The 22,795-nt window shown below is 48.7% G+C and carries 23 protein-coding genes; 8 read left to right on the plus strand and 15 right to left on the minus strand.

The window, feature by feature from the left end; all coding sequences use genetic code 11:
• Positions 1–66: 66 nt before the first annotated feature.
• The 8 genes from N5C46_RS10700 to N5C46_RS10735 all read right to left on the minus strand — a co-directional run bounded on the left by N5C46_RS10700 (position 67) and on the right by N5C46_RS10735 (position 8,556).
• A complete protein-coding gene (locus tag N5C46_RS10700; RefSeq protein WP_261752064.1) occupies positions 67–1,254 on the minus strand; it encodes a collagen-like protein in 1,188 nt (395 codons plus the stop codon).
• A gap of 127 nt (positions 1,255–1,381) precedes the next feature.
• Positions 1,382–2,248 (minus strand): alpha/beta hydrolase, encoded by an 867-nt coding sequence (locus N5C46_RS10705; protein ID WP_261752065.1) that lies wholly within the window; start codon positions 2,246–2,248, stop codon positions 1,382–1,384.
• A 71-nt stretch (positions 2,249–2,319) separates the two neighbouring features.
• Positions 2,320–3,339, minus strand: a complete 1,020-nt coding sequence (locus N5C46_RS10710; RefSeq protein ID WP_261752066.1) for an aminoglycoside phosphotransferase family protein — start codon at positions 3,337–3,339, stop codon at positions 2,320–2,322.
• 80 nt (positions 3,340–3,419) lie between these two features.
• Positions 3,420–3,827 (minus strand): RidA family protein, encoded by a 408-nt coding sequence (locus N5C46_RS10715; RefSeq protein ID WP_261752067.1) that lies wholly within the window; start codon positions 3,825–3,827, stop codon positions 3,420–3,422.
• Positions 3,828–3,851: 24 nt separating this feature from the next.
• Complete coding sequence (locus N5C46_RS10720; protein WP_261752068.1) at positions 3,852–4,559, minus strand: DNA alkylation repair protein; 708 nt, start codon at positions 4,557–4,559, stop codon at positions 3,852–3,854.
• A 42-nt stretch (positions 4,560–4,601) separates the two neighbouring features.
• A complete protein-coding gene (locus N5C46_RS10725; RefSeq protein WP_261752069.1) occupies positions 4,602–5,711 on the minus strand; it encodes a GerAB/ArcD/ProY family transporter in 1,110 nt (369 codons plus the stop codon).
• A gap of 21 nt (positions 5,712–5,732) precedes the next feature.
• Positions 5,733–6,950: a Ger(x)C family spore germination protein gene (locus N5C46_RS10730; RefSeq protein WP_261752070.1), complete on the minus strand. Its 1,218-nt coding sequence runs from the start codon at positions 6,948–6,950 to the stop codon at positions 5,733–5,735.
• Positions 6,940–8,556, minus strand: coding sequence for a spore germination protein (locus N5C46_RS10735; RefSeq protein WP_261752071.1), 1,617 nt, complete (start codon positions 8,554–8,556; stop codon positions 6,940–6,942). Before N5C46_RS10735 ends, N5C46_RS10730 begins: the two co-directional genes overlap by 11 nt.
• A gap of 123 nt (positions 8,557–8,679) precedes the next feature.
• Between N5C46_RS10735 and N5C46_RS10740 the strand changes: the two genes are divergently transcribed.
• From N5C46_RS10740 to N5C46_RS10755, 4 genes are all read left to right on the plus strand, one after another.
• Positions 8,680–8,913 carry a YczF family membrane protein gene (locus tag N5C46_RS10740; RefSeq protein WP_261752072.1) on the plus strand — a complete coding sequence of 78 codons (234 nt, stop codon included), beginning with the start codon at positions 8,680–8,682 and terminating at the stop codon, positions 8,911–8,913.
• Between the two features lie 184 nt (positions 8,914–9,097).
• Entirely contained in the window at positions 9,098–11,314 is a 2,217-nt protein-coding gene (katG, locus tag N5C46_RS10745; protein WP_261752073.1) for a catalase/peroxidase HPI, read from the plus strand.
• Between the two features lie 137 nt (positions 11,315–11,451).
• Entirely contained in the window at positions 11,452–11,994 is a 543-nt protein-coding gene (locus N5C46_RS10750; protein WP_261752074.1) for a helix-turn-helix domain-containing protein, read from the plus strand.
• Positions 11,991–12,767, plus strand: coding sequence for a phosphatidylserine decarboxylase (locus tag N5C46_RS10755; protein ID WP_261752075.1), 777 nt, complete (start codon positions 11,991–11,993; stop codon positions 12,765–12,767). Before N5C46_RS10750 ends, N5C46_RS10755 begins: the two co-directional genes overlap by 4 nt.
• Before the next feature lie 352 nt (positions 12,768–13,119).
• On the opposite strand, the gene N5C46_RS10760 is transcribed toward N5C46_RS10755, so the two are convergent.
• From N5C46_RS10760 to N5C46_RS10770, 3 genes are read right to left on the minus strand one after another with little or no spacing between them, the layout of a single operon-like run.
• Positions 13,120–13,596, minus strand: coding sequence for a DMT family transporter (locus N5C46_RS10760; RefSeq protein WP_261752076.1), 477 nt, complete (start codon positions 13,594–13,596; stop codon positions 13,120–13,122).
• Positions 13,597–13,608: 12 nt separating this feature from the next.
• Positions 13,609–14,304: a Crp/Fnr family transcriptional regulator gene (locus tag N5C46_RS10765; RefSeq protein WP_261752077.1), complete on the minus strand. Its 696-nt coding sequence runs from the start codon at positions 14,302–14,304 to the stop codon at positions 13,609–13,611.
• A gap of 15 nt (positions 14,305–14,319) precedes the next feature.
• On the minus strand, positions 14,320–14,745 hold the full coding sequence (locus tag N5C46_RS10770) for a DMT family transporter (protein WP_261752078.1): 426 nt from the start codon (positions 14,743–14,745) through the stop codon (positions 14,320–14,322).
• Positions 14,746–14,993: 248 nt separating this feature from the next.
• Between N5C46_RS10770 and N5C46_RS10775 the strand changes: the two genes are divergently transcribed.
• The 3 genes from N5C46_RS10775 to N5C46_RS10785 are packed head-to-tail and all read left to right on the plus strand — an operon-like array spanning position 14,994 to position 18,766.
• A complete protein-coding gene (locus N5C46_RS10775) occupies positions 14,994–16,481 on the plus strand; it encodes a spore germination protein (protein ID WP_261752079.1) in 1,488 nt (495 codons plus the stop codon).
• A complete protein-coding gene (locus N5C46_RS10780) occupies positions 16,478–17,647 on the plus strand; it encodes a Ger(x)C family spore germination protein (RefSeq protein WP_261752080.1) in 1,170 nt (389 codons plus the stop codon). The genes N5C46_RS10775 and N5C46_RS10780 overlap by 4 nt, the downstream gene beginning before the upstream one ends.
• Positions 17,648–17,668: 21 nt before the next feature.
• Positions 17,669–18,766 carry a GerAB/ArcD/ProY family transporter gene (locus N5C46_RS10785; RefSeq protein WP_261752081.1) on the plus strand — a complete coding sequence of 366 codons (1,098 nt, stop codon included), beginning with the start codon at positions 17,669–17,671 and terminating at the stop codon, positions 18,764–18,766.
• 131 nt (positions 18,767–18,897) lie between these two features.
• Here N5C46_RS10785 and N5C46_RS10790 read toward each other — a convergent pair whose 3' ends face one another.
• The 4 genes from N5C46_RS10790 to N5C46_RS10805 all read right to left on the minus strand — a co-directional run bounded on the left by N5C46_RS10790 (position 18,898) and on the right by N5C46_RS10805 (position 22,088).
• A complete protein-coding gene (locus N5C46_RS10790; protein ID WP_261752082.1) occupies positions 18,898–19,449 on the minus strand; it encodes a DUF3231 family protein in 552 nt (183 codons plus the stop codon).
• 149 nt (positions 19,450–19,598) lie between these two features.
• Positions 19,599–20,219 carry a TetR/AcrR family transcriptional regulator gene (locus tag N5C46_RS10795; protein ID WP_261752083.1) on the minus strand — a complete coding sequence of 207 codons (621 nt, stop codon included), beginning with the start codon at positions 20,217–20,219 and terminating at the stop codon, positions 19,599–19,601.
• The gene (locus tag N5C46_RS10800; protein WP_261752084.1) at positions 20,173–21,438 is read right to left on the minus strand and encodes an MFS transporter; all 1,266 of its coding nucleotides are present in this window, start codon (positions 21,436–21,438) and stop codon (positions 20,173–20,175) included. Before N5C46_RS10800 ends, N5C46_RS10795 begins: the two co-directional genes overlap by 47 nt.
• Before the next feature lie 470 nt (positions 21,439–21,908).
• On the minus strand, positions 21,909–22,088 hold the full coding sequence (locus N5C46_RS10805) for a hypothetical protein (protein WP_261752085.1): 180 nt from the start codon (positions 22,086–22,088) through the stop codon (positions 21,909–21,911).
• Between the two features lie 136 nt (positions 22,089–22,224).
• Here N5C46_RS10805 and ahpC point away from each other — a divergent pair, with 136 nt between their 5' ends.
• Complete coding sequence (ahpC, locus tag N5C46_RS10810; protein ID WP_206855898.1) at positions 22,225–22,788, plus strand: alkyl hydroperoxide reductase subunit C; 564 nt, start codon at positions 22,225–22,227, stop codon at positions 22,786–22,788.
• The last annotated feature ends 7 nt before the right edge of the window (positions 22,789–22,795 follow it).

The following is a 22,795-nucleotide window of genomic DNA, read 5'->3' on the forward strand; positions in this document are numbered from 1 at the left end:
TGAAAGATAGTAAAGCTTGCTCCATCACGTTTCATTTCCACACCCATGCTTGTACCAATCATACGTCTAAGGAGCAAACAACACTGTCTTAGTCCCTACCAAAGTATTCCCGTTACTCAGATTTACGAAGTAGTAGTTGGATGCACCGTCAAGTGTCAATTGCCCTGTCCAGATAACCCCATTGAATTGACTATTGAATATTCCTGTTGGCGGCACATCCGCTGTAGTATTCGGGATGGTTACATTGCCCCGGAACCATGTGTTCACAATATTGCTATATACTGCACAGTTGATTGCTCCATCTGCCCGGCAGTCAAACATACGCTGAATTCTTAACCCGGTATGCGCTATGGTATTAATCCGGCTATGGTACATATACGTGTTCAATTGTCCAGAATGAAGTACCTGCTGAATGCCTCCCAGAACCCATGCATTAAGCAATTGAAATTCAACCGTTGAAGACCCGTCTGCTAGATTCATACTTTGGAAGGTGATATTTCCACTGATAATGGCTCCGTCTGTATACCCAGTGTTGGTACTAACCGTCGTCCCATTATTAATCGTTCCTACTACCGTCACAGGTCGGGCAACAAATGCGGCGCCTTGAGAGGAATAAAAAGCCTCAGCGGCTGCACTTACCTGGACTGTAATGTTTCTTGGAACGGACGATTGAAAGTTTGCAAGTGTCGAATCCCCGAGCTGCCACGGCCCGAATCCCAGCAATTGAACATGCCTTGCAGGTGGGATGACCACATCTTCGTTGAACGAAGAGTTGATGGCAATCAGGATGATGATCCTCGCCCTCATCCCGAACTGGACAGCTTCCGGACTGTTGACCCCGGCGTTGATTGCCGCCTGGAGGGAAGTGTAAGGGTCAGATGGTGTTCCGTCTCCCGGCCCCGGTGCATTGGAATCAGCCCAAATGATCAGTTCTCCCCATTCAAAGACACCCGGTCCTTGTGGTCCCTGCTCCCCCTGGATTCCTTGAATTCCTTGGGGACCTTGGTCTCCCTGAGGGCCAGTGTCTCCTTGAGGGCCAGTATCTCCTTGAGGTCCTTGCACCCCTTGTGGACCCGGTAATCCCTGAGGTCCTGGGGCTCCTTGTGGCCCCGGTGGTCCAGGCGGCCCGGGAGGACAATCACATTTAAAAGGATAAAAATCACAGCTTTGAGGAGGAAGCGAGACTGAATTCGGATTTACGCCACCACCTCTTCTAAGCTTTGGTAATAGATGGTCATAGTTTTGTTTTTTCATAATATTCACCTCTATACCATACTATTCAGTAGAGCGAAAGATGTATGGACGTATGGGGTAAGCATGGGGGTAAGCATGGGGAAGGTTCTCTTGCTTCCTTTTGTACCAGAGGGACAAGTCCCTTGGCTCAAGTGGACCGGGGAACCTGTCCCTCTTTTAATCTATGTAAACACTCCACCACGATTTCCGGCCTATCTTTATGTACCTCATGGTCACTCCCCTCCGCAATGACAAGTTTCCCTTTTTCTGATAACTGGGCAATTACGACTTGCAGTTCACGCCACACCTTTTCATGAAGCAAAGCTTCCTCTTCCGGTATGCCATATGCAATGTAAGGCTTGGCAGAGAATTCTTCATCTCTTGCGAAGACAATCAGGGGGATATCCGGAAATGCTTCACCATTTTTGATTTCTTCGCTGCTGGCAGACCAGTTGGTAAATTCATCGGCAATCGTTTGGTAGAGGACAGGGTTAGTCAGAAACGCTTCATCTTCACCTAACAATTCTCTATTCCTTTCTTTATACCATTCTTCCAATTCAGCTCTGCTTTTCCCTGCGATTTCCTCGTTATCTTCAATCAGTTGCTCCAACGAAATCATAGAATACATGACCGGCAGATTGAGATCATAGAGTCGTTGAAAGTTGTGGGAGGTCGCATCGATGAGGAGAACCCCGTCCAGTTTTCCAGGGTACATCCTCGCATATGCCTGAGCGCATAGCCCGCCGAATGAATGGCCGGCTAATAGAAACCGATCGATCTGCAGATGTTCCATCAGGTCATTGAGCTCCCTTGCGATATTCGCAGTAGTCCGAGGCTCCGGCGATGTCCCGCTTTTCCCATAACCTGCCCGATGATACAAGATAACGGTAAAATCGTTCTTGATCCTGTCCACAAACGGAATCCAGCTGTAGAAGGAATTACCGATTCCAGTTTCAAGGACTAGGGTCTGCTTTCCTTCTCCTATAATGTGATATTCCAGATCGATTTCACGCATGGTACCACTCCTAGATTCAGAATTCATACGTTTACTAGAGCAAAGTTAGAGCCTTCCACCTTTCTATGACTCTACTCCATTTCCTCATACGTCCTCCCCGCAATCTCCACCTCATACCCCGCTTCAAACTGCCCCATCAACAACCGCAAGCCATTCTTCCGGTCTTCCACATTCCCGCCTTCATTCAATAACTGCATGCCGTACGAAGCGATATCCGCCACAACCCGCTCATTCCGGTAATACGCGAGAAGGACCGGATCCACCTCCACTTTTCCATAACCCTTGTAGAAAAGATCAATATGCTCACGACGTTCATCCTTGAAGCACAACCCCAAGCCCACTCCCGGGAACATCAAATCCCTTTCAACAGGGGCCATCACGGGATCGTCCCAATCGACGATGAATAGTTTTGAATTCCCATCGATCATTACATTCCCGGGATGGATATCCCCGTGGCATAAAACAAATCCACTTTTATCATGATCCTGCAGCCTCTGTCCAAGCTCCTCCGTCCGCTCGACTAGGGTCAGGATGTCCCCGCGCTTTCTTTTCCAAAAATCAATGAGTTTCTCTGCCACTTCGTCACGTGGAAGGTCTGAATCCATCTCCCGGTCGATTTCCCTGACTTTCTCACACCAGGGACCGGAGAAATCTTCTTGGCGCAGCTGCTCCTGAAGGTCATGAGGGACCCCTGCAGAATGAATGGATTTTAGGATCTGACCAAAACGAATCGACTGTTGCTCGCTTAACGGTGATTCGAAACCCGTTCGCCCGTCTACGAATGGCGAGAGGATCCAGTGGTATCCTTCATCATGGACCGCCAGCTCATCATTAGTGGGCTGGATAGGCGGTATGACCGCGTCGATCCCTTGAGTGGAGAGGAAATGAACGATCCGGATCCCCGTGTCATCAAAGGAACCTTGAATCATTTTTAGAAAAAAGACCTCGCCATTCCACCCAGCGACACGATAAACTTCCGCTTTCGGATCATGTCCGATGGGCAGGAACGTCACTTCTTTCGCTGCCACGTTAAAATGTTCTTTTAATCCATCTATGATTTTTCCCTGGTTGAACTCAGGTTGTGTTAACATACATCCGTTTCCCCCTTCACAAGCGCCAGAGGGACAGGTCCCGAGTCTCAAAATGAGCCGCGGGACCTGTCCCTCTGGTTTTATACGGTCCTGAATGCCGCAACCGCCTCGATTTCCACCAACTGATGTGTGTATCCGAGCACTGTCACTCCTGATAATGTACTCGGAACATCATGATCCCCAAACTCTTTTCTTATCGACTCCCAAGCCGTCACTAAATCGGACTGTAGATGAGAGGCTACAAGGACCCTGGTGTAAACGACGTCCTTCAGGGAGGCACCGCTCTCTTTCAGTACTTCCTTCATATTCTCCACACAGAGCTTGGCTTGGAGTTCATAATCCTGTGCATGAGGGACTTCTCCATTTTTATTTAAAGGACAGGCTCCCGCTAAAAAAAGGAGGTCCATGTCTGAAGGTACTCTTGAAGCGTAGGCATAATCAACATGTGCCAATTGTGATGATCGAATAAAGGATATTTTATTGTTCATAGTGTTCCCTCCTCCCATGACGCATCAACACCTCACATACTTCCGCTTAAACCCGATCCGTCCCTTCTCCACCTGCTTCTGAATATCATCGGCAGCCTTCAGGACACTATTCTTCTTCCCTTCCCTGACCATCTCGACCGGTCCGATTTCCTTTGCGGTCTCGAGGGCCTCTTCATGAAGGGGCACATACGACACTCCCACGGTCCCGACAAAGTTATTCATCGACGATTTCGTCCGTTCGGGGGCATCGTGGATCGTGTCTTTCACGTTCTGGAGCATCCCCCGAAGCTTCTCTTCGGAAAATTCTTCATCCTTCCGATTCCCAAGGAGCCAGCAGTAGCAGCTCCAGCCCGCTGACATTTTCAATTCGTCCCCGCTTGCGATCCATTTATCGGCGACGTCCTGTGCGATAGGGGCTTCTGACAAGGTGACCGCCACCACGTTATCGGAGAGCATATAGAAGTACGCCCCCTCGATCCAGCGGTCAAAGTCCGCTTCGGTCATCGCTTTCGGGTCGGCAATGACGCCGGCAAAGTACATGGCATCGTAATTTCCCGTAGCATATAATTTCTCGGCGAGGGCCTGATCCTTCTTGATTGTCTTAACCATCGGCTTCATGGCACCCGTCGCGACGCCAAATACCGGCTCACGGGCACCGTTCGATAGGTACATTTTCTTCGTTCGTTCCTTGCCGAGGGCTTCCAGTTCCTTCATCACCGTTTCCAGATCCATTCCATCCACTTCCTTTATTTATCCATCTTATATGTATTCTTCTTACATCGCCCTGTCCCTTTTATTTTTTCTATTTTTCACGAAAGCAATGAGAAGGAGGAGGATCGGAATGACGACAAGCAGAGGCATATGCAGCACATACATGGCTACCTTCAGCCCTTCATGGATATGTTCCTGAAAATTGCTCGCAATCGACATCGACATGAATAGGACGATCAGGCCGAGTGGATAGGCGAGTCGTGATGGCGATTGAATCTTGAACACGCTTGCCGTTCCGATGACCGCCGCATAAAAAAAGATGCTGATCTTCAAGAAGATCCCGATCACCAAGCCAAGCATAAAGAAGACATCCAGGCGTTCCAGAAAGTCGGCCACCTGTATCGACTGTACCGTACTAAGAAGGGGGAATTGGGAACGGGCTGTGAGATCCACCCCGAGGACGCTGATATTGATGAGCATCGTCAGGATCAGGTTGATCCCGCTCAGTCCCGTCGCACAAAACATCGTCAGCTTCGCCTTCTTCGGGTTATTCAGGTACGGCAGGATCATCGTAAAGACAAAGGCTTCCGTAAACGGAAAATACAAGGTTTGGGTGAACGTCACTTTCAAGACCGGCATCAGCCCTTCTTCCAGGACCGGCTGCAGATTGGTCATATCGATCAGACCGGAAACGACGATCAGGATGAATCCAACGACTGAAAGGGTAAACATGAACATAAACAGCAGCTCTCCCGACCGTCCGATGACTTCGATCCCTTTTCGCACCGTATAGATAATGACCAGCATCAAGAGGGCATTGGCAATGAACAGGGGAGTTTCCGGATACGCAAAGGTCAACAGCATTTCACCAAAGTCCCGGAGAACCCTGGACGCCTCATACATGAAATAGAACAGATAAAGGAAGGCAAGGACCGTCCCAGCCACTTTCCCGAGAATCTTCTGCATGTATTCCGTCGGCAGGAGATCAGGATAATACGAGTACAGTTTATGGTAGACGAGCAGCAGGACGAAACTTGCGATCATCCCGAACATGATCGCAAGCCACGCATCCTGTTTCGCATCGATGGCAAGGGGGACCAGTAAAGAGCTTCCCATTTCAAACAACACCATTAAGACAAAGAGCTGAATGCTACTGATTTTCGCCTTTTCCACTGTACGGGTCCCTCCTTTTCCTCACGCTTCTTCTAAACTTGAAAGAAACGATTTATTCCTCAGTCCGGCCCGGCGGATGTAGGCTTCCACCGTAATATCCACCTTTGCATCCGGAAAATAAACCTCATTCCACATCTCTTTAAGCTTATTCCAATCATCCGGTCTCGAACGGCGGATGACTTCGTCAAAACCAAAGATGTCCGCTTTATTGGTTTGGGCCTGTTCGATCGCTTTTTTCATTTCTCCCTCTATCTCTTTCTCGATCTTTTTCTCCATCTGTGGGATCATCTTCCCACCTGTTATGTCGATGGGTTCACTCATCTCTCCTATGCTTCCTTCGACCCGTGTATGAATCGAGATATGTGGCCGGCCGTTCTTCATTTTCCCTGACACGGTGGTTTTTTGCCGGTTCGTTTGATAGGCGATGACCTCTTTCTTTCCTTTCCAATCGATGTTGATGTCCGTTCCCTGGATCTCGTCCCTGATCCACACGGTCCCCCTTGCCGATTTGCCGTATTGCCAATCGACTAATTTCCCGTCTTTGATAATCGCGATCCCACTGGATTCAAGGGTTGATTCAGGCTCACTTTCCTGGATATTTTCAGGCAGTCCTGCGTGCTTAGGATCGCCAAGGAGACGAAACCCCGACACTACGGTCGCCCCTTTGGATGAATGCAGCCCTTTCATCACATCCTGAATCGACGTCTTTACGTTATGCCCCCATTTCTTCTGGGAAAATTCCAATGTCTTCAGCACCTTATTCGCCGGAATTTTATCAACGGGGGTCAAAGTCCGGAGCAGTTCTTCTGCCGAAGAATGATTCGCGATCACCATAGTCGTCGTGATCCGGAATTCATGATCCCGGTCGATGGCATCGATGAATGTCGCCACTCCTTCTTCCCTCGCAAGATTCTCCCCCATCACGACCAGATTGGTATGGGCATAATACAATCTCCGGGAGATCTTGCTGGATGCGCGCCTGCTTGCTTCTACTAAATTGTCCCCTGTAGCCGAATAAATCGTCACGGGCGGGCTTTGAGAACCGCCGCCCCGCATGCCTCCAGCTACGTTCCCGGGATTAATGATCTGAAGGGTCATGACGTACTTCCCGTCCTCCGCTTTATCCACACCCATCGCGGCCACGATGGCAAGATCGGTCAACTCTTTCTTACTCCAACAGCCGGACAAAAAGAAAGAAATGGACACTAGAATGAAGAGAATCTTCATTTTACGAGCCATTGTTATCCCCTCCTTTTCCCTCCCCGTTGACCATTGTACGGGAGGCAGGCGATTCCGGACCTTGATTGGTCCCTTCCCTTACCGCATTGGCGCTTATGAGACGCGGTCTCTGCCTGAGGGTCCACCAGGGCAGCCGCACAAAGGTATCTTTATTATTCACCGGGATGAATGGAGCGAACGGGGCCATATAAGGCACCCCAAAGGAACGGAGACTGCATAAATGGACGACCATCAAAAGGAAGATCAAAATGATCCCGTAGAAGCCAAAGGTCGCGGCACCGATCATGAATAAGAAGCGGATGAGACGGGCCGAAATCGCCATATCAAATGATGGCGTCGCAAAACTTGCAATCGCTGTGATTGATACAATAATGACCATCGCCGGTGACACAATGCTCGCTTGCACGGCTGCCTGTCCGATAACAAGGGCACCGACGATCGAGACGGCAGAACCGATCGCTTTCGGCAATCGAATCCCCGCTTCCCGCAGGATTTCAAACGTGATTTCCATCAGGAGGGCTTCCACGAATGCCGGAAACGGAACCGATTCCCTCTGGGCGGCAATCGCGACAATGAGGGTCGTCGGCACCATTTCCTGGTGAAAAGTCGTGACCGCCACAAAGGTCGCAGGGGCAATCAGGGAAATCGTGAACATCAAGATCCGCAGCAGCCGGATCGATGTCGCAATATCGAAACGGGCATAATAATCCTCTGCCGACTGGAAAAATTGAATGAACAGGGCAGGGGCAATCAGCACAAAAGGGGTTCCATCCACAAAGATGGCGATCCGTCCCTCAAACAGATTCCCTGCCACTACATCCGGCCGTTCCGTATTGAAAATCGTCGGAAACGGCGTCATCGCTTGATCTTCTATCAGCTGTTCGATATACCCCGATTCCAAAATGCTGTCGATGTCAATCTTCTTCAACCGCTGACGGATCTCCTCGATCACTTCTTCATTGGCAATGCCATGTATGTACATCAGCGTCACATCGGTCTTCGTCACGCGGCCGATCTTCATGGACTCAAGCCATAAATCAGGGGTCTTGATGATGCGCCGTACCATCGCCGTATTGGTCCCGATCGATTCCGTAAACGCCCCCTTCGGCCCGCGGACGACCATTTGTGTGGTGGATTCCGATATGGAGCGCGTTTCGCCCCCTTTCGTGCAGGCACTCAACGCTTTGGCTGTCCCGTCCACCAGGACAATCGTATCACCTGCCATCAACGAGCCGAACAGCTCCACCCACTGATCGGTCGATGACATATTCCCCACCGTCATCATGTCATCCGAAATCAGACTGATCGCATCGCCTTCATTCAACTCTTCCTTATGATCATCCTTCATCATGGACTGCAGCAGGAACTCCTGAATCGATTGATTGTCAACGATCCCTTCCACATACACGATCGCCGTTTCAATGGAGGCATCCTTTCCCATTTTCAACCGGCGGATCACAACATCTGAACTGTTCCCCGTTTTCTGCCGGATCATATCGAGATTGACGGATAATGAACGCTGTATATATTCTTCCGAGGTATCAGAAGCTTGGTTTTCTGATTGTTGGTTCTTCTTTGGTTTACGACCTTTAAAGAACGAAGACATAGATTCCGGCACCCTTTTCTCATTTTTTATTACTGTAACCAAATGAGGGGTTTTTATGTAATTTTTAACAAAGGAATGAACCTCCATCCATGGGAAGAACCTAAGGATAGGAGCGTGATCAGCATGAAAATCATGGGTATTACACTATTAATGATGGGATGTTTAATGGGGTTTTCGTTAGGCCTCGATATTCTTCAAGGTTTCGACGTGTCAGATGCCTGGCAAAATGCCGTCAGTCCCTTTCGCGTCATGGAAGTGGCCGAATTGTTTGTCCTCTTCATCCTCCTCTTCCTCTTTTTTGGCGAAACGGCTTATGAGGTGATCAAGAAAAGAAAGAAAGGATCTACCAAACCATGAGCCCTTCCCCGCTCCTCCCCTCTTTCAAACCACCCCTTGTAAAAATTCACCATCCAGAGAAGCTTCACGCTTTCAATAACCATTCTCATCTTTTATAATGATAATTAAGAATTATTATAATTATCACACTATTCATGTGATAGTTTGCTTTGCCCCATATTTTAAAACAGGAAGGTGAATCGTAATGGAAAAAGAAAATCGCCCTGATCAAAAGGATCACTCCGCAGCATCCGGAGAATGTCCGTTCACTCATCACAAGGACAGTGCCATCACGACGACGACAGCTCCTGGAGGTACGACGAACAAAGAATGGTGGCCGAACATGCTCAACCTCAGCATCCTTCGCCAGCATGACCGGAAGTCCAATCCTATGGGGGAAGACTTCAATTATAAAGAAGAATTCGCAAAGCTTGACTATGATGCATTGAAGCAGGATCTCCACAATCTCATGACAGCCAGCCAGGATTGGTGGCCCGCCGACTACGGTCACTACGGTCCCTTCTTCATCCGTATGTCTTGGCATGCAGCAGGTACATACCGCGAAACGGACGGTCGCGGAGGCGGTTCATCAGGTTCACAGCGTTTCGCTCCACTGAACAGCTGGCCGGATAACGTCAACCTCGATAAAGCCCGCCGCCTGTTATGGCCGATCAAGCAAAAATACGGCAATATGATTTCATGGGCGGACCTCCTCGTCCTGACTGGAAACGTCGCCCTGGAATCCATGGGCTTGAAGACATTCGGATTCGGTGCCGGTCGCGAAGACATCTGGCATCCGGAAGAAGATGTGTATTGGGGTAACGAGAAAGAATGGCTCGCCGACAACCGTTACTCCGGTGACCGGGAGCTTGAAAATCCACTCGCTGCCGTCCAGATGGGGCTCATCTACGTCAATCCGGAAGGACCGAACGGCGAACCGGATCCACTGGGGAGTGCCCGTGATATCCGTGACACATTCGGACGGATGGGGATGAACGACTATGAAACCGTCGCCCTGATCGCAGGCGGTCACACATTCGGGAAGGCCCACGGTGCGGGTGATGCCGAGCTTGTCGGTGACGACCCGGAAGCTGCGGACATCGAGAATCAAGGCCTCGGCTGGATCAGCTCATACGGAAGCGGAAAAGGCCGCGACACGATTTCAAGTGGTGTCGACGGTGCCTGGACAACGAACCCGACGAAATGGGATAACGGCTACTTCGACCTTCTCTTCGGCTACGAGTGGGAGAAAACAAAGAGTGCAGCCGGCGCTTCCCAATGGACACCGGTCGGCATGACCGAAGAACATATGGCACCGGATGCCGAAGATCCATCCATCAAAGTGAAAACGATGATGACGACGGCTGATATGGCCCTCCGCATGGATCCGGATTACGAAAAGATTTCCCGTCATTTCTATGAAAATCCGGAAGAATTCGCCGACGCCTTCTCCCGTGCCTGGTTCAAGCTCCTTCACCGCGACATGGGACCAAAAGCGCGCTACTGGGGTCCAGAGGTTCCGGACGAAGAATTGATTTGGCAGGATCCGATTCCAGCCGTGGACTACGATCTTTCCGACAGTGAAGTCGCTTCGCTGAAACAACAGATCCTTGACACCGGCCTAACCGTAAGCGAGCTCGTGAAAACCGCCTGGGCATCCGCAAGCACCTACCGCGGTTCCGACATGCGCGGCGGAGCGAACGGTGCCCGCGTCCGTCTCGCTCCTCAGAAGGACTGGGAAGTGAACGAGCCGGCTCAACTCGAAAAAGTTCTAGGTGTCTACCAAGATCTTCATAGCAAGCTTGATAAAAAAGTCAGCCTTGCCGACCTGATTGTGCTTGGCGGGAACGCTGGAGTCGAAAAAGCAGCGCGTGAAGCAGGGTTCGATGTGACCGTTCCATTCTCACCTGGACGCGGCGATGCAACGGCGGAACAGACCGACGCCGAAAACTTCGGCGTATTGGAGCCAGTATCAGATGGCTTCCGCAACTATCAGAAGCAAGAATACGCCGTCAGCCCGGAAGAAATGCTCGTGGACAAATCACAGCTTCTTGGCCTGACTGCTCCTGAAATGACCGTCCTCATCGGCGGCATGCGTTCAATTGGCGCCAACCACGGCGATTCAAAACACGGCGTCTTCACGGACCGCGTCGGTGCATTGACGAACGACTTCTTCGTCAACCTCCTCGACATGGGCATCGAATGGAAACCGGCCGGCTTCAATCAATATGAAGGCCGCAACCGCAAGACCGGTGAAGTCGTGAGAACAGCTACGCGCTTTGACCTGGTATTCGGCTCGAATTCCGTGCTGCGTGCCCTGGCTGAAGTATACGCGCAGAATGATAATCAAGAAAAATTCGTCCGTGACTTTGTTGCCGCGTGGGCAAAAGTGATGGATGCAGATCGATTTGATTTGAGATAATGAGTAGTGGGCCTCTTCCTTGATGGAAGGGGCTTTTTTTTGCACAGTCCCATTTCATCCCCCCACAATTCCATTGACAAATCCCCCTCCCTCCATTATTATCAATATCGATAACAATCACAAAAGGATGTAATGGAATGACCCAAATAGATACCGACCTATTCCTCCACCCGGTCCGCATGCGGATCATCCAACACCTTTCAAAGGGAGCCGCGACGGTACATGAGCTGAAAGAATGGATGGCAGATGTCCCCCAGGCCACCCTTTACCGGCATTTAAATCGATTGACAAAGAATAAGATCATTCATATCGTCGACGAACGGAAGATCCGGGGAGCCGTCGAGAAAACCTATGCCATGCAGGAAGACAGCCCCTATATGACCGTGGAAGAATTGGAGCAGCTGTCAGGCGAAGAACATCTTAAATTGTTCATGACCTTCCTATCCTCCGTGACAGGACAGGCCAGGAGCTATCTTCTGAACGACCCGGATCTTGCCCGGGATTCCTTCGGATATAACCAGCTGGACCTTTACGTGACACCCGATGAGCTCAAGGAGTTGACTGCAGGCATGAATGAGCTCCTGAGTAAATTCAAATCGAACAGACCGACGGATGGAAACGAAAAGATTTCCCTCATCCAAATGCTTATCCCAGAACCCAAAGGACGTGACCACACATGATAAGATCAACATTTTACCGAAAAGTATTCGAACTGAACGGCCATCCCATCATCGCCAAGGGATTACGCTCGTTCGCCCAATCGAAAATGAGCAAACCGTTCATCGCTTCTTTTGCCAAAGTCTATAAGTTGAACATGGAAGAAGCTACGCGGGAACTCCGTGAATATGGAACGCTTCATGATATTTTCACGCGGGAACTGAAAGCCGATGCAAGGCCGGTCGCCGATTCTCCGGATGCCTTCGTCAGCCCATGCGACGCCTATCTATCCGTCGTGGATGACTTGACTATGGAAAGCACCTTCACGGTCAAAGGTCAGGATTATACGGTGGAAGAACTCCTAGGGTCCCCGGCCAAGGCAGAAGCCTATGCCGGCGGGAAGGTTCTCATCTTTTACCTGAGCCCCACCGATTACCACCGGGTCCACGTACCGGTCGATGCACGGGTCGAGGAAGTCTACACACTCGGTAGACATGCCGATCCCGTGAATGAGCTCGGACTGACGCACGGTGTCCGTCCCCTTACCCGAAATTACCGCCTCGTCTCCCGCTTTGATGTGGATGGATCGCCTCTTGCCCACGTCATGGTCGGCGCGTTGAACGTGAACTCGATCGTCCGGACGAATATGAGTGACTTCGTCCACCGGGGAGATCCTTACGGGTACTTTTCATTCGGGTCGACGGTCGTGGTTTGTGTGCCGAAAGGAAAGTTCAGCTTCACCCGGGAAAGAGGACCGGTGAAGATGGGTGAGGAAATTGGGAAGTGGCATTCATAAAAAGGATGCCTGCTCCCGATAAGGTGGGTTGCACAGATTGGTGGAGAGATCGCGTTCAGCACCAGAGCTGAAAAATAACCGGAATATCTCCGCTTAATTAAGAATGAAGTGTTAAAAAGGCTGAAATAGACGGAAAAATTCCGTCTATCCGCTTAAAAATTACAAATATAATTGTTTTTTTCTAGGTGTAAGCGGAATATCTCCGCTTATTCACTACCAAAACAGACTTCATCCTACATGTAACCGGAAAATTTCCGCTTATTTTACCCTACCTGCTTCTACTACAATAACCGTCATTAAAAAAACGCCTGTTCCCCACAAGGGACAGGCGTTTTTCCTATGTGACCGGGCATCAAGCCCCGATACTTTCCCGTACTTCTTCCTCATTACCTTCCGTCCGCTTCTCCAACTTATACACAAGCACCCCGCCGATCAACAACGCGATCCCAAGCAGCTTTTCCCAGGACAATGAGGACGGTTCAAACCCGAACCAGCCTCCCGTGTTGACGATGAACGCGATCGTGATTTGCGAAATAAGTGCGATCGAGATCGCATACGCCGGGCCGATGAGCGTGACTCCCCTCATCAGGAAGAACACGATGCCGACTCCGAACACTCCGCTGAAAAGAAACACGGGATCGACACCGCTGAAGTCAAATAGACTCTTATCTTCCATACTATAAAAAACCGGCAGTGAACAGACGAGACCGAGTCCCAGAACCAGGCTTGTCGTGGCCCATGGTCCCGTCTTTTCACTGACACGTGCGTTGAATACATTTTGTAAACTGATCAATATACCTGCGATAATGGCTAATCCGATTCCGAACATATAAGACCCTCCTTATTCATAGATGTTCCCTTTTGCAAGGGTGCTGAGTTTTTCCAGATCCTTAATGGTGATGGAGCCGTTGACCCGCTCGATGAGGTCATCCGTCGCCATCTTCTTCAGCACCCGGTTCAGGTGGCGGTAGCTCGTGCCGATCCATTCGGCGAGCTCCATAAGGTTCGACGTATGCATTTCCTGATGGAACATGGTCCCTTCCCCTGCTTCTGATATCGACAGCAAATAGCTTGCGAGGCGCACTTCGACGGGGTACAGCATATGCATGCTCGTAATATGCGATTCCGTATAAAACTTGTGGGCCACCGTATCAAACAGAAAGCGCATGATGGCGGGATTCTCCTTCTCAAGTCTTGAGAGATCCGTGAACGGTACCGATAAAAACACCCCGTCCGTGACGGCTTCCACCGAATTGAGAACCGCCGTTCCCTTCGAATATTCCACATCCCCGATCAGGGCCAGTGGCCGCTTGAACCGGTTGATCAACAGCTTGCCTTCCGGTGTATGGGTGAAAATCTTGATCTTCCCTTCAATAAGGAAATACAGTTCATCTAATTCTTCTCCTGTGGAAAAAAGGACATCTCCTTTTTCAAAGGAATAGATGTTGATATGTTTTCTGAATTCAGCCGGAAATAATTCGTCCAGCTCAAATTGAGTGATATAACGGTCTGGATTTGCACCTTGAATTTCTTTCATCATCCGACTCCCTTTCTACAATTGAAACAGGATGACTCCTGCAAGCATCATTGTAAGTCCGACCACCTGCCGCGTTGTGACCGGGATCTTCTTTTCCGCGAACCATCCTTTAGACTCGATGAGAAAGGCCGTCCCGATCTGTGCCACAAGCAGAATTGCAATCGCTGCTGCCGGCCCGATGCTGTGGATCGCCGTCAGCTCCGAGAACACGACGATCACGCCGAACGTACCTCCGATCAAGTACAAAAACGGCACCTTTCTGAAGCTCTTCCCTTTTCCATCCCTTGTTTTCATATATATGGTCATCGAAATTGCAAACGCCACGAGGTGGACCATCGACGTCGTATGCCACCCGCCGATCGCATCACTCATCCGTGCATTGAAGATTCCCTGCATCGTAATGCAAAGACCCCCAAACAGGGCAAAAATAGCACCTTTCATCGTTCGTCCTCCTATTCTTTGTTCTATTAAATAGGAGGTTGTGTTTTTGTGAAAGGACATATGTCCTAAGGTTGTCCGGATGGGGAATCGGGTATGCGTTTTCATGTGTGATTCCTGGCGTCTGGATCATTTATCAGCCTAAAGGGATTTTATCAGCCAAAACAACCCCAAAATTCCCCTACCACAAGAATGACATCCGTCCCTTCAGCACATACTATCCTATCGATACTATCAAAAGGGTGAGCGGAATGAATCAGAACCATTCAGGCAATTTAGCAGATAGAGTCTCAGGGATTCTTGCATCCTTCGGGGATAGTTCGGATGTCAAAACCCGTTATTTAAAGTTACCCGGCGACCAGCTATCTGTCTGCCTCCTTTACATAGAAAACATCGTGGATACGGTGGCCATTCATGAACATATCATTGAACCTTTGGTGCAGAAACCGGTGCCGGAGGGAGAGGGATCACACCTCCCTTTTATCATACAAGAGGTCCTTCAGATCTCTGATATAGAGGTCGTCAAAGACATGGACCAGATCCCTGATAAGCTGGTGAATGGGTCCACCATCATCCTCTTTGATGAAGAGTCAGACGTTCTTTCAGCTGACACCTCCAAATGGGAGGAAAGGTCCCTCTCTAATCCAAAGGGTCAGCGAACGGTACAGGGTCCAGATATCGGCTTTACTGAGAGCCGAAGCGGGAATGTGGCTCTCATCCGGAAATACATCAAAAACCCTACGCTCCAGGTCCATACCCAAACCTATGGGAAGATCACCAATACGTCTGTCACACTTGTTTACCTTGAAAATCTGGTCGATTCCGAGATATTATCCAGCATCCAAAAAAAGCTGAATGAAATGCCCTATGATTCAGTCATCGGTTCGAATTATATTAACGAGTATTTGACAAAAGAATCAAAATCCCTTTTCCCGTTAATCTTGAACTCTGATAGACCCGATGTGGCGGCAGCGGAGATATTGGAGGGGAGGGTGTGCATCGTGGTGGACGGGACCCCGTTCGTTCTGATTGCACCTGCTGTCCTCATCCAGTTCTTCCAGTCACCCGATGATTATTATTTAAGCAGCGAAGCCACCAAATATGTGCGGCCATTGCGGTTTATTTTCTTCTGGTTATCCCTTTACATACCGGGTTTATATGTTGCGTTCACGACCTTCCATAAAGGTCTCTTGCCCGTGAATTTATTGGTGGGATTTACTGCGCAGCAACAATCCGTTCCATTTCCCACCGTTTTTGAAACACTTCTTGTATTGACCTTGACCGATGCCATTTATGAAGGATCAAGCCGTCTCCCACAGAACCTCGTCATCACCATCTCATTGTTTGGTGCCATCGTTTTCGGTCAGGCATCAGTGGAAGCACAGCTTGTTCAGCCCGTCACCCTGGTCATCATCAGTATTTCGTTTATCTTTTCAAGCATCATCCCGATTGCTTCTTTAAATTATTCGGTCCGAATCATTAAGATCAGCTTGATCTTGATCGGGGCCCTGCTTGGATTATACGGGATCGCCCTATTCACATTACTACTCTTGGTTCATCTCTGCTATCTGAGATCGTTCACGGTCCCTTACCTTGCGCCGATTTCCCCATTTTCACGTCAGGACATGGATAAGGATGTCTTCATCCGGAAGCCGATTCCTGAAATCAACCAAACCGTTCCTGTATTTCATAAGGAGGAACAAATGGAAGAGCCGCCGAAAAAGGAGAATGACTCGTGAATCTATCTAAGTTGCGTCTCATCACGATTCTGTTCATCCTGTTGGGAACCATCGTCGTGGGATTTATAAGGAACAACCAATTAAACGAAGTCGAACTGGTGTCAGGGCTAGGAATTGATCAATTAGACGGTCAATATGCGGTTACCCTGCAAATCTTTAACCCGTCTGCCAATCAAAAGAACTCTGTGGATCCGACAGGCGGATTCACCTATACCCAGATCGGCAAGACCATACCGGAAGCCATTGAAAAAATTAAAAAAGAAAGCTTGAAGGAACCGATTCTTGATACTCTGCAAGTGGTCACCCTGAGCGAAAGGCTTGTGAAAGAGGAGGGCTTGAAGGAAACATTGGATTTTCTCGTCCGCAATCCCCGTATACCGGCAAGCATTAACACCATCATCGTTAAAAATGATAGTCCTGAATCCTTTTTAACCTTGTTCACACCCCAGGAGAAACTGACTGCCCTTTATACCAATACGATGCTGCGGAATTCAAAAGCCATCTGGGGAAGTCTCGTGAACACATCATCCGAACGCATCCTAAGTTATTTAACAGACCGTACGTCGGATATCATCGTACCGTATGTGGAAATTCATGGCGACATCGCTAAAGGGATGACGAAGGAGAATATAGAACGTTTCTCCCCTGCCTCCCATGTTTCCCTCGAAGGGTTTGCGACGTTTAAAGGGGAGAAGCTGAACTCCTACTTGACCAACGAGGAAAGCAATACATTAGCGCTTATGAGGGGAGTTAACCAGGTTGTAAACATTTCCGCTCCATGCGGGGATTCAAATGATGAATTCACAATCAAGACCATCTCCACCTCTGCCTCCTTGAAAGCAGACACTGAACCTGTTTCATTCCGCCTGAAGGTGAAGATCAAAGGAAACCTTGATCAACTCGGATGTGGGAAGGATCTTACAAAGCTCTCTTCCCTAAAAACACTGGAATCTCAATTAGAAAAGAAAATCAAATCCGATATGGACGCAGTCATCAAGAAGTCTAAGGAAGACGGTACAGACGTCCTTGGACTGAAGGATGCCCTATACCGCCAAGAGCCGAAGATGTGGGAAAAGAAGCGGAACGAGAAAGATTTTCTAGCGACGGTGAATGTGGACACAAGTGTCACAGTGGAGTTCATTCGATTCGGTCACGTTAAACAATAATCCAGAAAGGGGGCAGAAGTCATGAATAAGGTATCCATGTCCGCACTTGAGTTATGTTCCATGATGCTTCTTTTTCTTACAGGGAGCACGATCGTAGTCGGTTTGAACTTTACCGCCATGGAAGACAGCATTCTGGCGATTGCCATGGAAGTAGGGTTTGGGATCATTTTATTCTACTTCTATCTTCTTATCGTGAAGAAGAGCTCCTGGAAGGAATTCGTCCCCCTTTTGGAGATGGGGTTCGGTTCCTTCTTGGCCAGGATCATGGCCGTCTTATTCAGTTTTTACTTTTTATACATAGCGGCAAGGGTCATGAATGATTTTGCCTTTTTCACGACCCAGATCCTTTATCCGGATGCCCCAAACTGGATTGCCTCCTTCCCGTTCTTACTCGTTGTCGGCTATAGCACGATGCTCGGAATTGAAGCGATCTCCAGAAGCGCTGTCATCATGACCTTCTTTTTTCTATTGATACTGGTCGTATTATGGCTCCTCGGTTTCTTTTCGGAAGAATTCCAGGCAAGGTACCTTCTGCCACTCTTCTCACATGGATGGAAACCCCTTGGGAAGATGATTTTCCCTACAGGTCTGACGTTCCCTTACGGAGAACTGGTTGTATTTCTTGTATTCTTGCCGTACATTGCTAATAAAGAGAAAGTGCAGAAAGTCGTGTGGATTCCCATCGTCATTGCAGGCCTGATCATCATGATCACCATGGAACTGATCATAGGGATCCTTCATGCCCCCTTCGCCAACACCTACTATTTTCCTTTTGTGAAAGCGATGGAATTGATCTCATATTTAGGGGTCATCCAGCATATGGAGGTCTTCACGTACCTCCTATTGATCGGTGGAGGGTTCATTAAAGTATCAGTATTCCTCTACGCTGCACGGGTCGTCCTCACCCAACTGTTCAACAGGAAGCAAAAGAATTGGCACGTCTTCATATTAATGGCGGTCGTGTACCTCCTCTCCCTCCACCGAAGCAGCAACTTCGCAGAGCATTTATATGTGGGACTGAAGCTCGTCCCCTACTATCTGCATATTCCGCTTCAATTCATCATCCCCTTTTTATTGGGCATCGTGGTGTTTTGGCGGACGAGAAAACGAGCTTCATAAAAGAGACAGCCAAGGGGACAAGTACCGTGGTCTTAATTGAACCAAGGTACCTGTCCCCTAATTTTTTTCATTTTATTGGCGAAATCCCGAGATCTCCATTTTCATTGTTTGCACACGCATCCGGAACAAGCCTACTTTCTCTCCGGAGCCCCAGGAGGATTGTAAAACGGCGGGACTCTGAGCCATCCCCTTGAAATCATCAAATTCTTCAACGGAGCAGCGAATTTCATCAAGTTGATTTGAATGGAAAAGAACATCAGCCCGACATCGGTCCGGACGGTCTTTGACATGGCCTGGGCGCAATAGGTGATGGATGCTGCCACCTTGGCTGAGATGAGATTCGCAATCTCGTCATCGGACAGCCTGACCCCTTCCGGCACGGCGCTTTGTTCTGATAACGGCTTTCGCGGGTTGACCAGGGGCAGTGGGACCCCTTCCTTTAGTAGGAGTTTCTCAATTTTTTTCGTATCCAGCTTGCTTCCTTCCAATGCGCTCTCTAGCACATGTTTCAAATCCTTATCCGTCGTGGTGTTCAGTCCAATCTGATAAAGAGCATGAGCTTCATGAAATGCCGTGAATGCAGTCCAAAGATCCATCACCTCTCCGACATGGAGGGGTGGCTTTGGTGCTTCATCTGTGAAATTTTTCATGATGGCTGATATCGCTTCTAGTACGTGGGTCATTCTTATACCTCCTGGTTGCTTGTCCGTACTATTATTCCTTTTTTTGTCTTTGCCATGCAGAAAAAGGGAAAGGTACTGAGTACCCTTCCCTGGTCATTTTGTAGGGGGAGCATTTATCAGCGAAATCAACATTTCTCATCCATCTCGCTCTACTCATCCACACCCAATCCCCACTTCACATACCCCATCAACCACTCCGTCTGTTCCTTCAACTGAATCGTCTCTGAGTCCAGGATCGCATGGTCCACCGCCATCCCATCGATATGGGAGATGATGCTTTTGGCAATCACTTCAGGATCAAATCGGGGTGTGAATTCCCCTGCCTTAATGCCTTCTTCAATGATGTTGAAGGTCATTTGGTAGGCCTGAAGGAATCGCTTCCTCGCGTGTACTTTCCTGCTTTCGTCATTCCGCCCTGTAATGAAGTATTCGAGCTTTGATGGAGCGAGGGCATCCATGTTATTCGTCGCCTGTTTACTCTCCCCAAGAAAGCTCATCAGAAGGACATCCCAATAGCTACCCTGCTGCTTCAACATGGCCTGGATGCTTCCTTCGATGACCTCCTCCTGCTCCCCCTCGATCAATGCCTCGAAGAGATCTTCTTTGTTTTCAAAATACTGATACAATCCACCACGGCTTACACCGGCCCGCTCCATGACGTGTTTCATGGTCGTGTTTTCATAGCCGTGCTCGCAGAAGACTTCCCTTGCGGCTTTCAATAAGTTAGAGCGGCGTTGCTCCTTGTGCTCCTGACTGACTTTCGGTGACATCCGTCTCCTCCTCTACTTTGTTTCTTACTGCAATGGATACAAAGAATAATATGATTAATAATGAACCGGTGATGATGAAAGACGGGATGATCCCGATCACGGTGGCAAGGGCTCCCCCTGCCAGCGGTCCGATGATCGTGGCCGTTGTCGTGGTGCTATTGACGACCCCGAATACCCTTCCCGTCATATGAACCGGCGTCTTCTCCTGGGTCGCTGCCTGGAACGGGATGAAGACGAGGCCGGCAGATGCCCCTGCCATCAAGCCCAAAGCGGGAACCCACAGCATCGACAGGCGGAGGTCATAATGCGTAAGGACCCCCATCAAACCAAATCCCAACCCGATTCCGAAAACACCGACACACATATAGACGAATGCGTTATAATCGGTCTTGTTCGACAGATAAATCCCTGTGATCAGCATTCCGACACCTGCACTTGCCACCAGATACCCCAGGAGATTCGGTGAAACATCCGTCAACTGTCGAAGCAGGACGATGAACTGAGAATCTGATAGTTGGAGAATCAGCAAGCTGACCCCAAGTAAAAACAATCCATATAATAAGAAACGGCTTTTCTTAATGAATGAGAATCCGACTTTGATTTCCTCTTTGAAGGAAGGTCCGTCCCTCTTCTCCTCTTCCACTTTCACTTCTTTCACGGCTTTTGGCAAAAGGAAGATGAAGATCGCCGACAGGAAGAAGGTGGCGGAGTCCAGATAGAAGACGTTGTATGTTCCGATCAAGGACACCAGGATCCCGCTCACGAGCGGCCCGATGACCTTTGTGCCTGAATCGATGGTGGACGAAAGCGACATGGCCCCCTTGATGTTTTCATCTGCCACAAGTTCCTTCAGCTTCCCATTCTTTGCCGGAATGAACACGGAGGAGAAAATCCCCGTCAGGAACAAACAGCCGTACACCATCCACACATTCGTAGCAAGCGTCAGGAGCAGAATCAGCACACCCCTCACCACATCGGAAAACACCATCAGCGTCTTCCTCTCCATCCGGTCGGCAATCGTTCCCGTGATCGGTCCGAATAAAGCCATCGGCAGCGCCAGGCTCAAGATGATCAACGACATCTGCATCGGTGTTGCTTCCCATTTTAACCCAACCAGCGTAATGATCGCCACAATACTCAACCAATCCCCAAGTCCCGAAATCGCCTGCGCCGTCATCAACGTGATGAACCCCTTATTTTTTCGCAAAGAAGATCCCATTTCCCATCGCCCCTTTATTAAAAATGACATTAGTGTCGTTTTCTTAATCTTAGTATATCGACACGAGTGTCACTTTGCAACCGGCTTTTTAAATTTTTTCAAAAATACGCAAATAAAAAGCTCATAGTCCCCATGAGCTTCTTTCTACCTCTCCTTGTTCATATGTTTTTTCCCTTCCTACATATTCGACCTTACTCCAACAACACTGCATAATAATACCCTGCATCCTGAAGAGCAGCCCGCATATCCATATAATTCATCAATGCAAAAAATAGCCCAAGACCACCCATACAGGCAATGAGGATCGAAGCTAACCTAGGAACATGTTTTCTTTTTTTATAAAAAATAATTGTAGTAAGGCAGACAATGATAAAATATCCAGCTGATATGATCATGGTGAATCGGTGACCTGCAGCTTCGTTTACCGCTTCCCGAAAACTCTCCAGTGCTTCTTCGTTTTCATTATTTTCCTAGAACGTCTTCTTACGTTTCTCATGCCCGATTTCCCAAGTTAGCGTACGACCTCCCATGCTCATTTGATAATGGTACCCACCCGCACTTCCTTCTTGTATCACCTCGGATGTTTCGGCATTGATCTGTAGTGGAAAAAGTATGAGCAAGAACAGTAATATCATTGCTTTTTTCAACATAAAATCCCCCTCTTCTAAAACAGAATCTTTTCCCTTGACAAAAAAACGCATTTATATAATAATGAATATCGAATTAGAATTATTACAATCTGTTAATGATTCTCAATCACAACCACTACTAGGAGGAATTTACACTATGTCATTAATCGGTTCACAAGTCGTACCATTTAAAGCAGAAGCATTCAAAGACGGTGAGTTCATCACTGTTACAGACGAAAGCCTGAAAGGTCAATGGAGCATTTTCTGCTTCTACCCTGCAGACTTCACATTTGTTTGCCCAACAGAACTTGAAGACCTTCAAAATAACTACGATACACTTAAAGAGCTTGGCGTAGAGGTATATTCTGTTTCTACGGACACGCACTTTACACATAAAGGCTGGCACGACAGCTCTGAAAAAATCGGTAAAATCAAATACGCAATGATCGGTGACCCGTCACAACGCATCACTCGCGGTTTCGATGTACTTAATGAAGAAGATGGTCTTGCTGACCGCGGAACATTCATCATCGATCCGGATGGTGTGATCCAAGCAGTTGAAATCAATGCTGGCGGAATCGGCCGTGACGCAGATATCTTAGTAAGCAAAATCAAGGCTGCACAATATGTGCGCAACAACCCAGGCGAAGTTTGCCCGGCTAAATGGCAGGAAGGTTCTGAAACACTTAAGCCAAGCCTTGATCTAGTTGGTAAATTATAAGGAGTGC

Origin of the sequence: Rossellomorea vietnamensis, from assembly GCF_025398035.1 — a bacterium.
GTDB lineage: Bacteria > Bacillota > Bacilli > Bacillales > Bacillaceae_B > Rossellomorea > Rossellomorea vietnamensis_B.

Bases quoted from the DNA above. Each gene is read 5' to 3' on its own strand.
- N5C46_RS10710 (WP_261752066.1), bottom strand. From the start codon at position 3,339: ATGTTAACACAACCTGAGTTCAACCAGGGAAAAATCATAGATGGATTA.
- N5C46_RS10755 (WP_261752075.1), top strand. From the start codon at position 11,991: ATGATAAGATCAACATTTTACCGAAAAGTATTCGAACTGAACGGCCAT.
- N5C46_RS10715 (WP_261752067.1), bottom strand. From the start codon at position 3,827: ATGAACAATAAAATATCCTTTATTCGATCATCACAATTGGCACATGTT.
- ahpC (WP_206855898.1), top strand. From the start codon at position 22,225: ATGTCATTAATCGGTTCACAAGTCGTACCATTTAAAGCAGAAGCATTC.
- N5C46_RS10770 (WP_261752078.1), bottom strand. From the start codon at position 14,745: ATGAAAGGTGCTATTTTTGCCCTGTTTGGGGGTCTTTGCATTACGATG.
- N5C46_RS10765 (WP_261752077.1), bottom strand. From the start codon at position 14,304: ATGAAAGAAATTCAAGGTGCAAATCCAGACCGTTATATCACTCAATTT.
- N5C46_RS10735 (WP_261752071.1), bottom strand. From the start codon at position 8,556: ATGTCTTCGTTCTTTAAAGGTCGTAAACCAAAGAAGAACCAACAATCA.
- N5C46_RS10805 (WP_261752085.1), bottom strand. From the start codon at position 22,088: ATGTTGAAAAAAGCAATGATATTACTGTTCTTGCTCATACTTTTTCCA.
- N5C46_RS10730 (WP_261752070.1), bottom strand. From the start codon at position 6,950: ATGGCTCGTAAAATGAAGATTCTCTTCATTCTAGTGTCCATTTCTTTC.
- N5C46_RS10720 (WP_261752068.1), bottom strand. From the start codon at position 4,559: ATGGATCTGGAAACGGTGATGAAGGAACTGGAAGCCCTCGGCAAGGAA.
- N5C46_RS10705 (WP_261752065.1), bottom strand. From the start codon at position 2,248: ATGCGTGAAATCGATCTGGAATATCACATTATAGGAGAAGGAAAGCAG.
- N5C46_RS10795 (WP_261752083.1), bottom strand. From the start codon at position 20,219: ATGTCACCGAAAGTCAGTCAGGAGCACAAGGAGCAACGCCGCTCTAAC.
- N5C46_RS10760 (WP_261752076.1), bottom strand. From the start codon at position 13,596: ATGTTCGGAATCGGATTAGCCATTATCGCAGGTATATTGATCAGTTTA.
- N5C46_RS10775 (WP_261752079.1), top strand. From the start codon at position 14,994: ATGAATCAGAACCATTCAGGCAATTTAGCAGATAGAGTCTCAGGGATT.
- N5C46_RS10750 (WP_261752074.1), top strand. From the start codon at position 11,452: ATGACCCAAATAGATACCGACCTATTCCTCCACCCGGTCCGCATGCGG.
- N5C46_RS10790 (WP_261752082.1), bottom strand. From the start codon at position 19,449: ATGACCCACGTACTAGAAGCGATATCAGCCATCATGAAAAATTTCACA.
- N5C46_RS10785 (WP_261752081.1), top strand. From the start codon at position 17,669: ATGAATAAGGTATCCATGTCCGCACTTGAGTTATGTTCCATGATGCTT.
- katG (WP_261752073.1), top strand. From the start codon at position 9,098: ATGGAAAAAGAAAATCGCCCTGATCAAAAGGATCACTCCGCAGCATCC.
- N5C46_RS10700 (WP_261752064.1), bottom strand. From the start codon at position 1,254: ATGAAAAAACAAAACTATGACCATCTATTACCAAAGCTTAGAAGAGGT.
- N5C46_RS10800 (WP_261752084.1), bottom strand. From the start codon at position 21,438: ATGGGATCTTCTTTGCGAAAAAATAAGGGGTTCATCACGTTGATGACG.
- N5C46_RS10740 (WP_261752072.1), top strand. From the start codon at position 8,680: ATGAAAATCATGGGTATTACACTATTAATGATGGGATGTTTAATGGGG.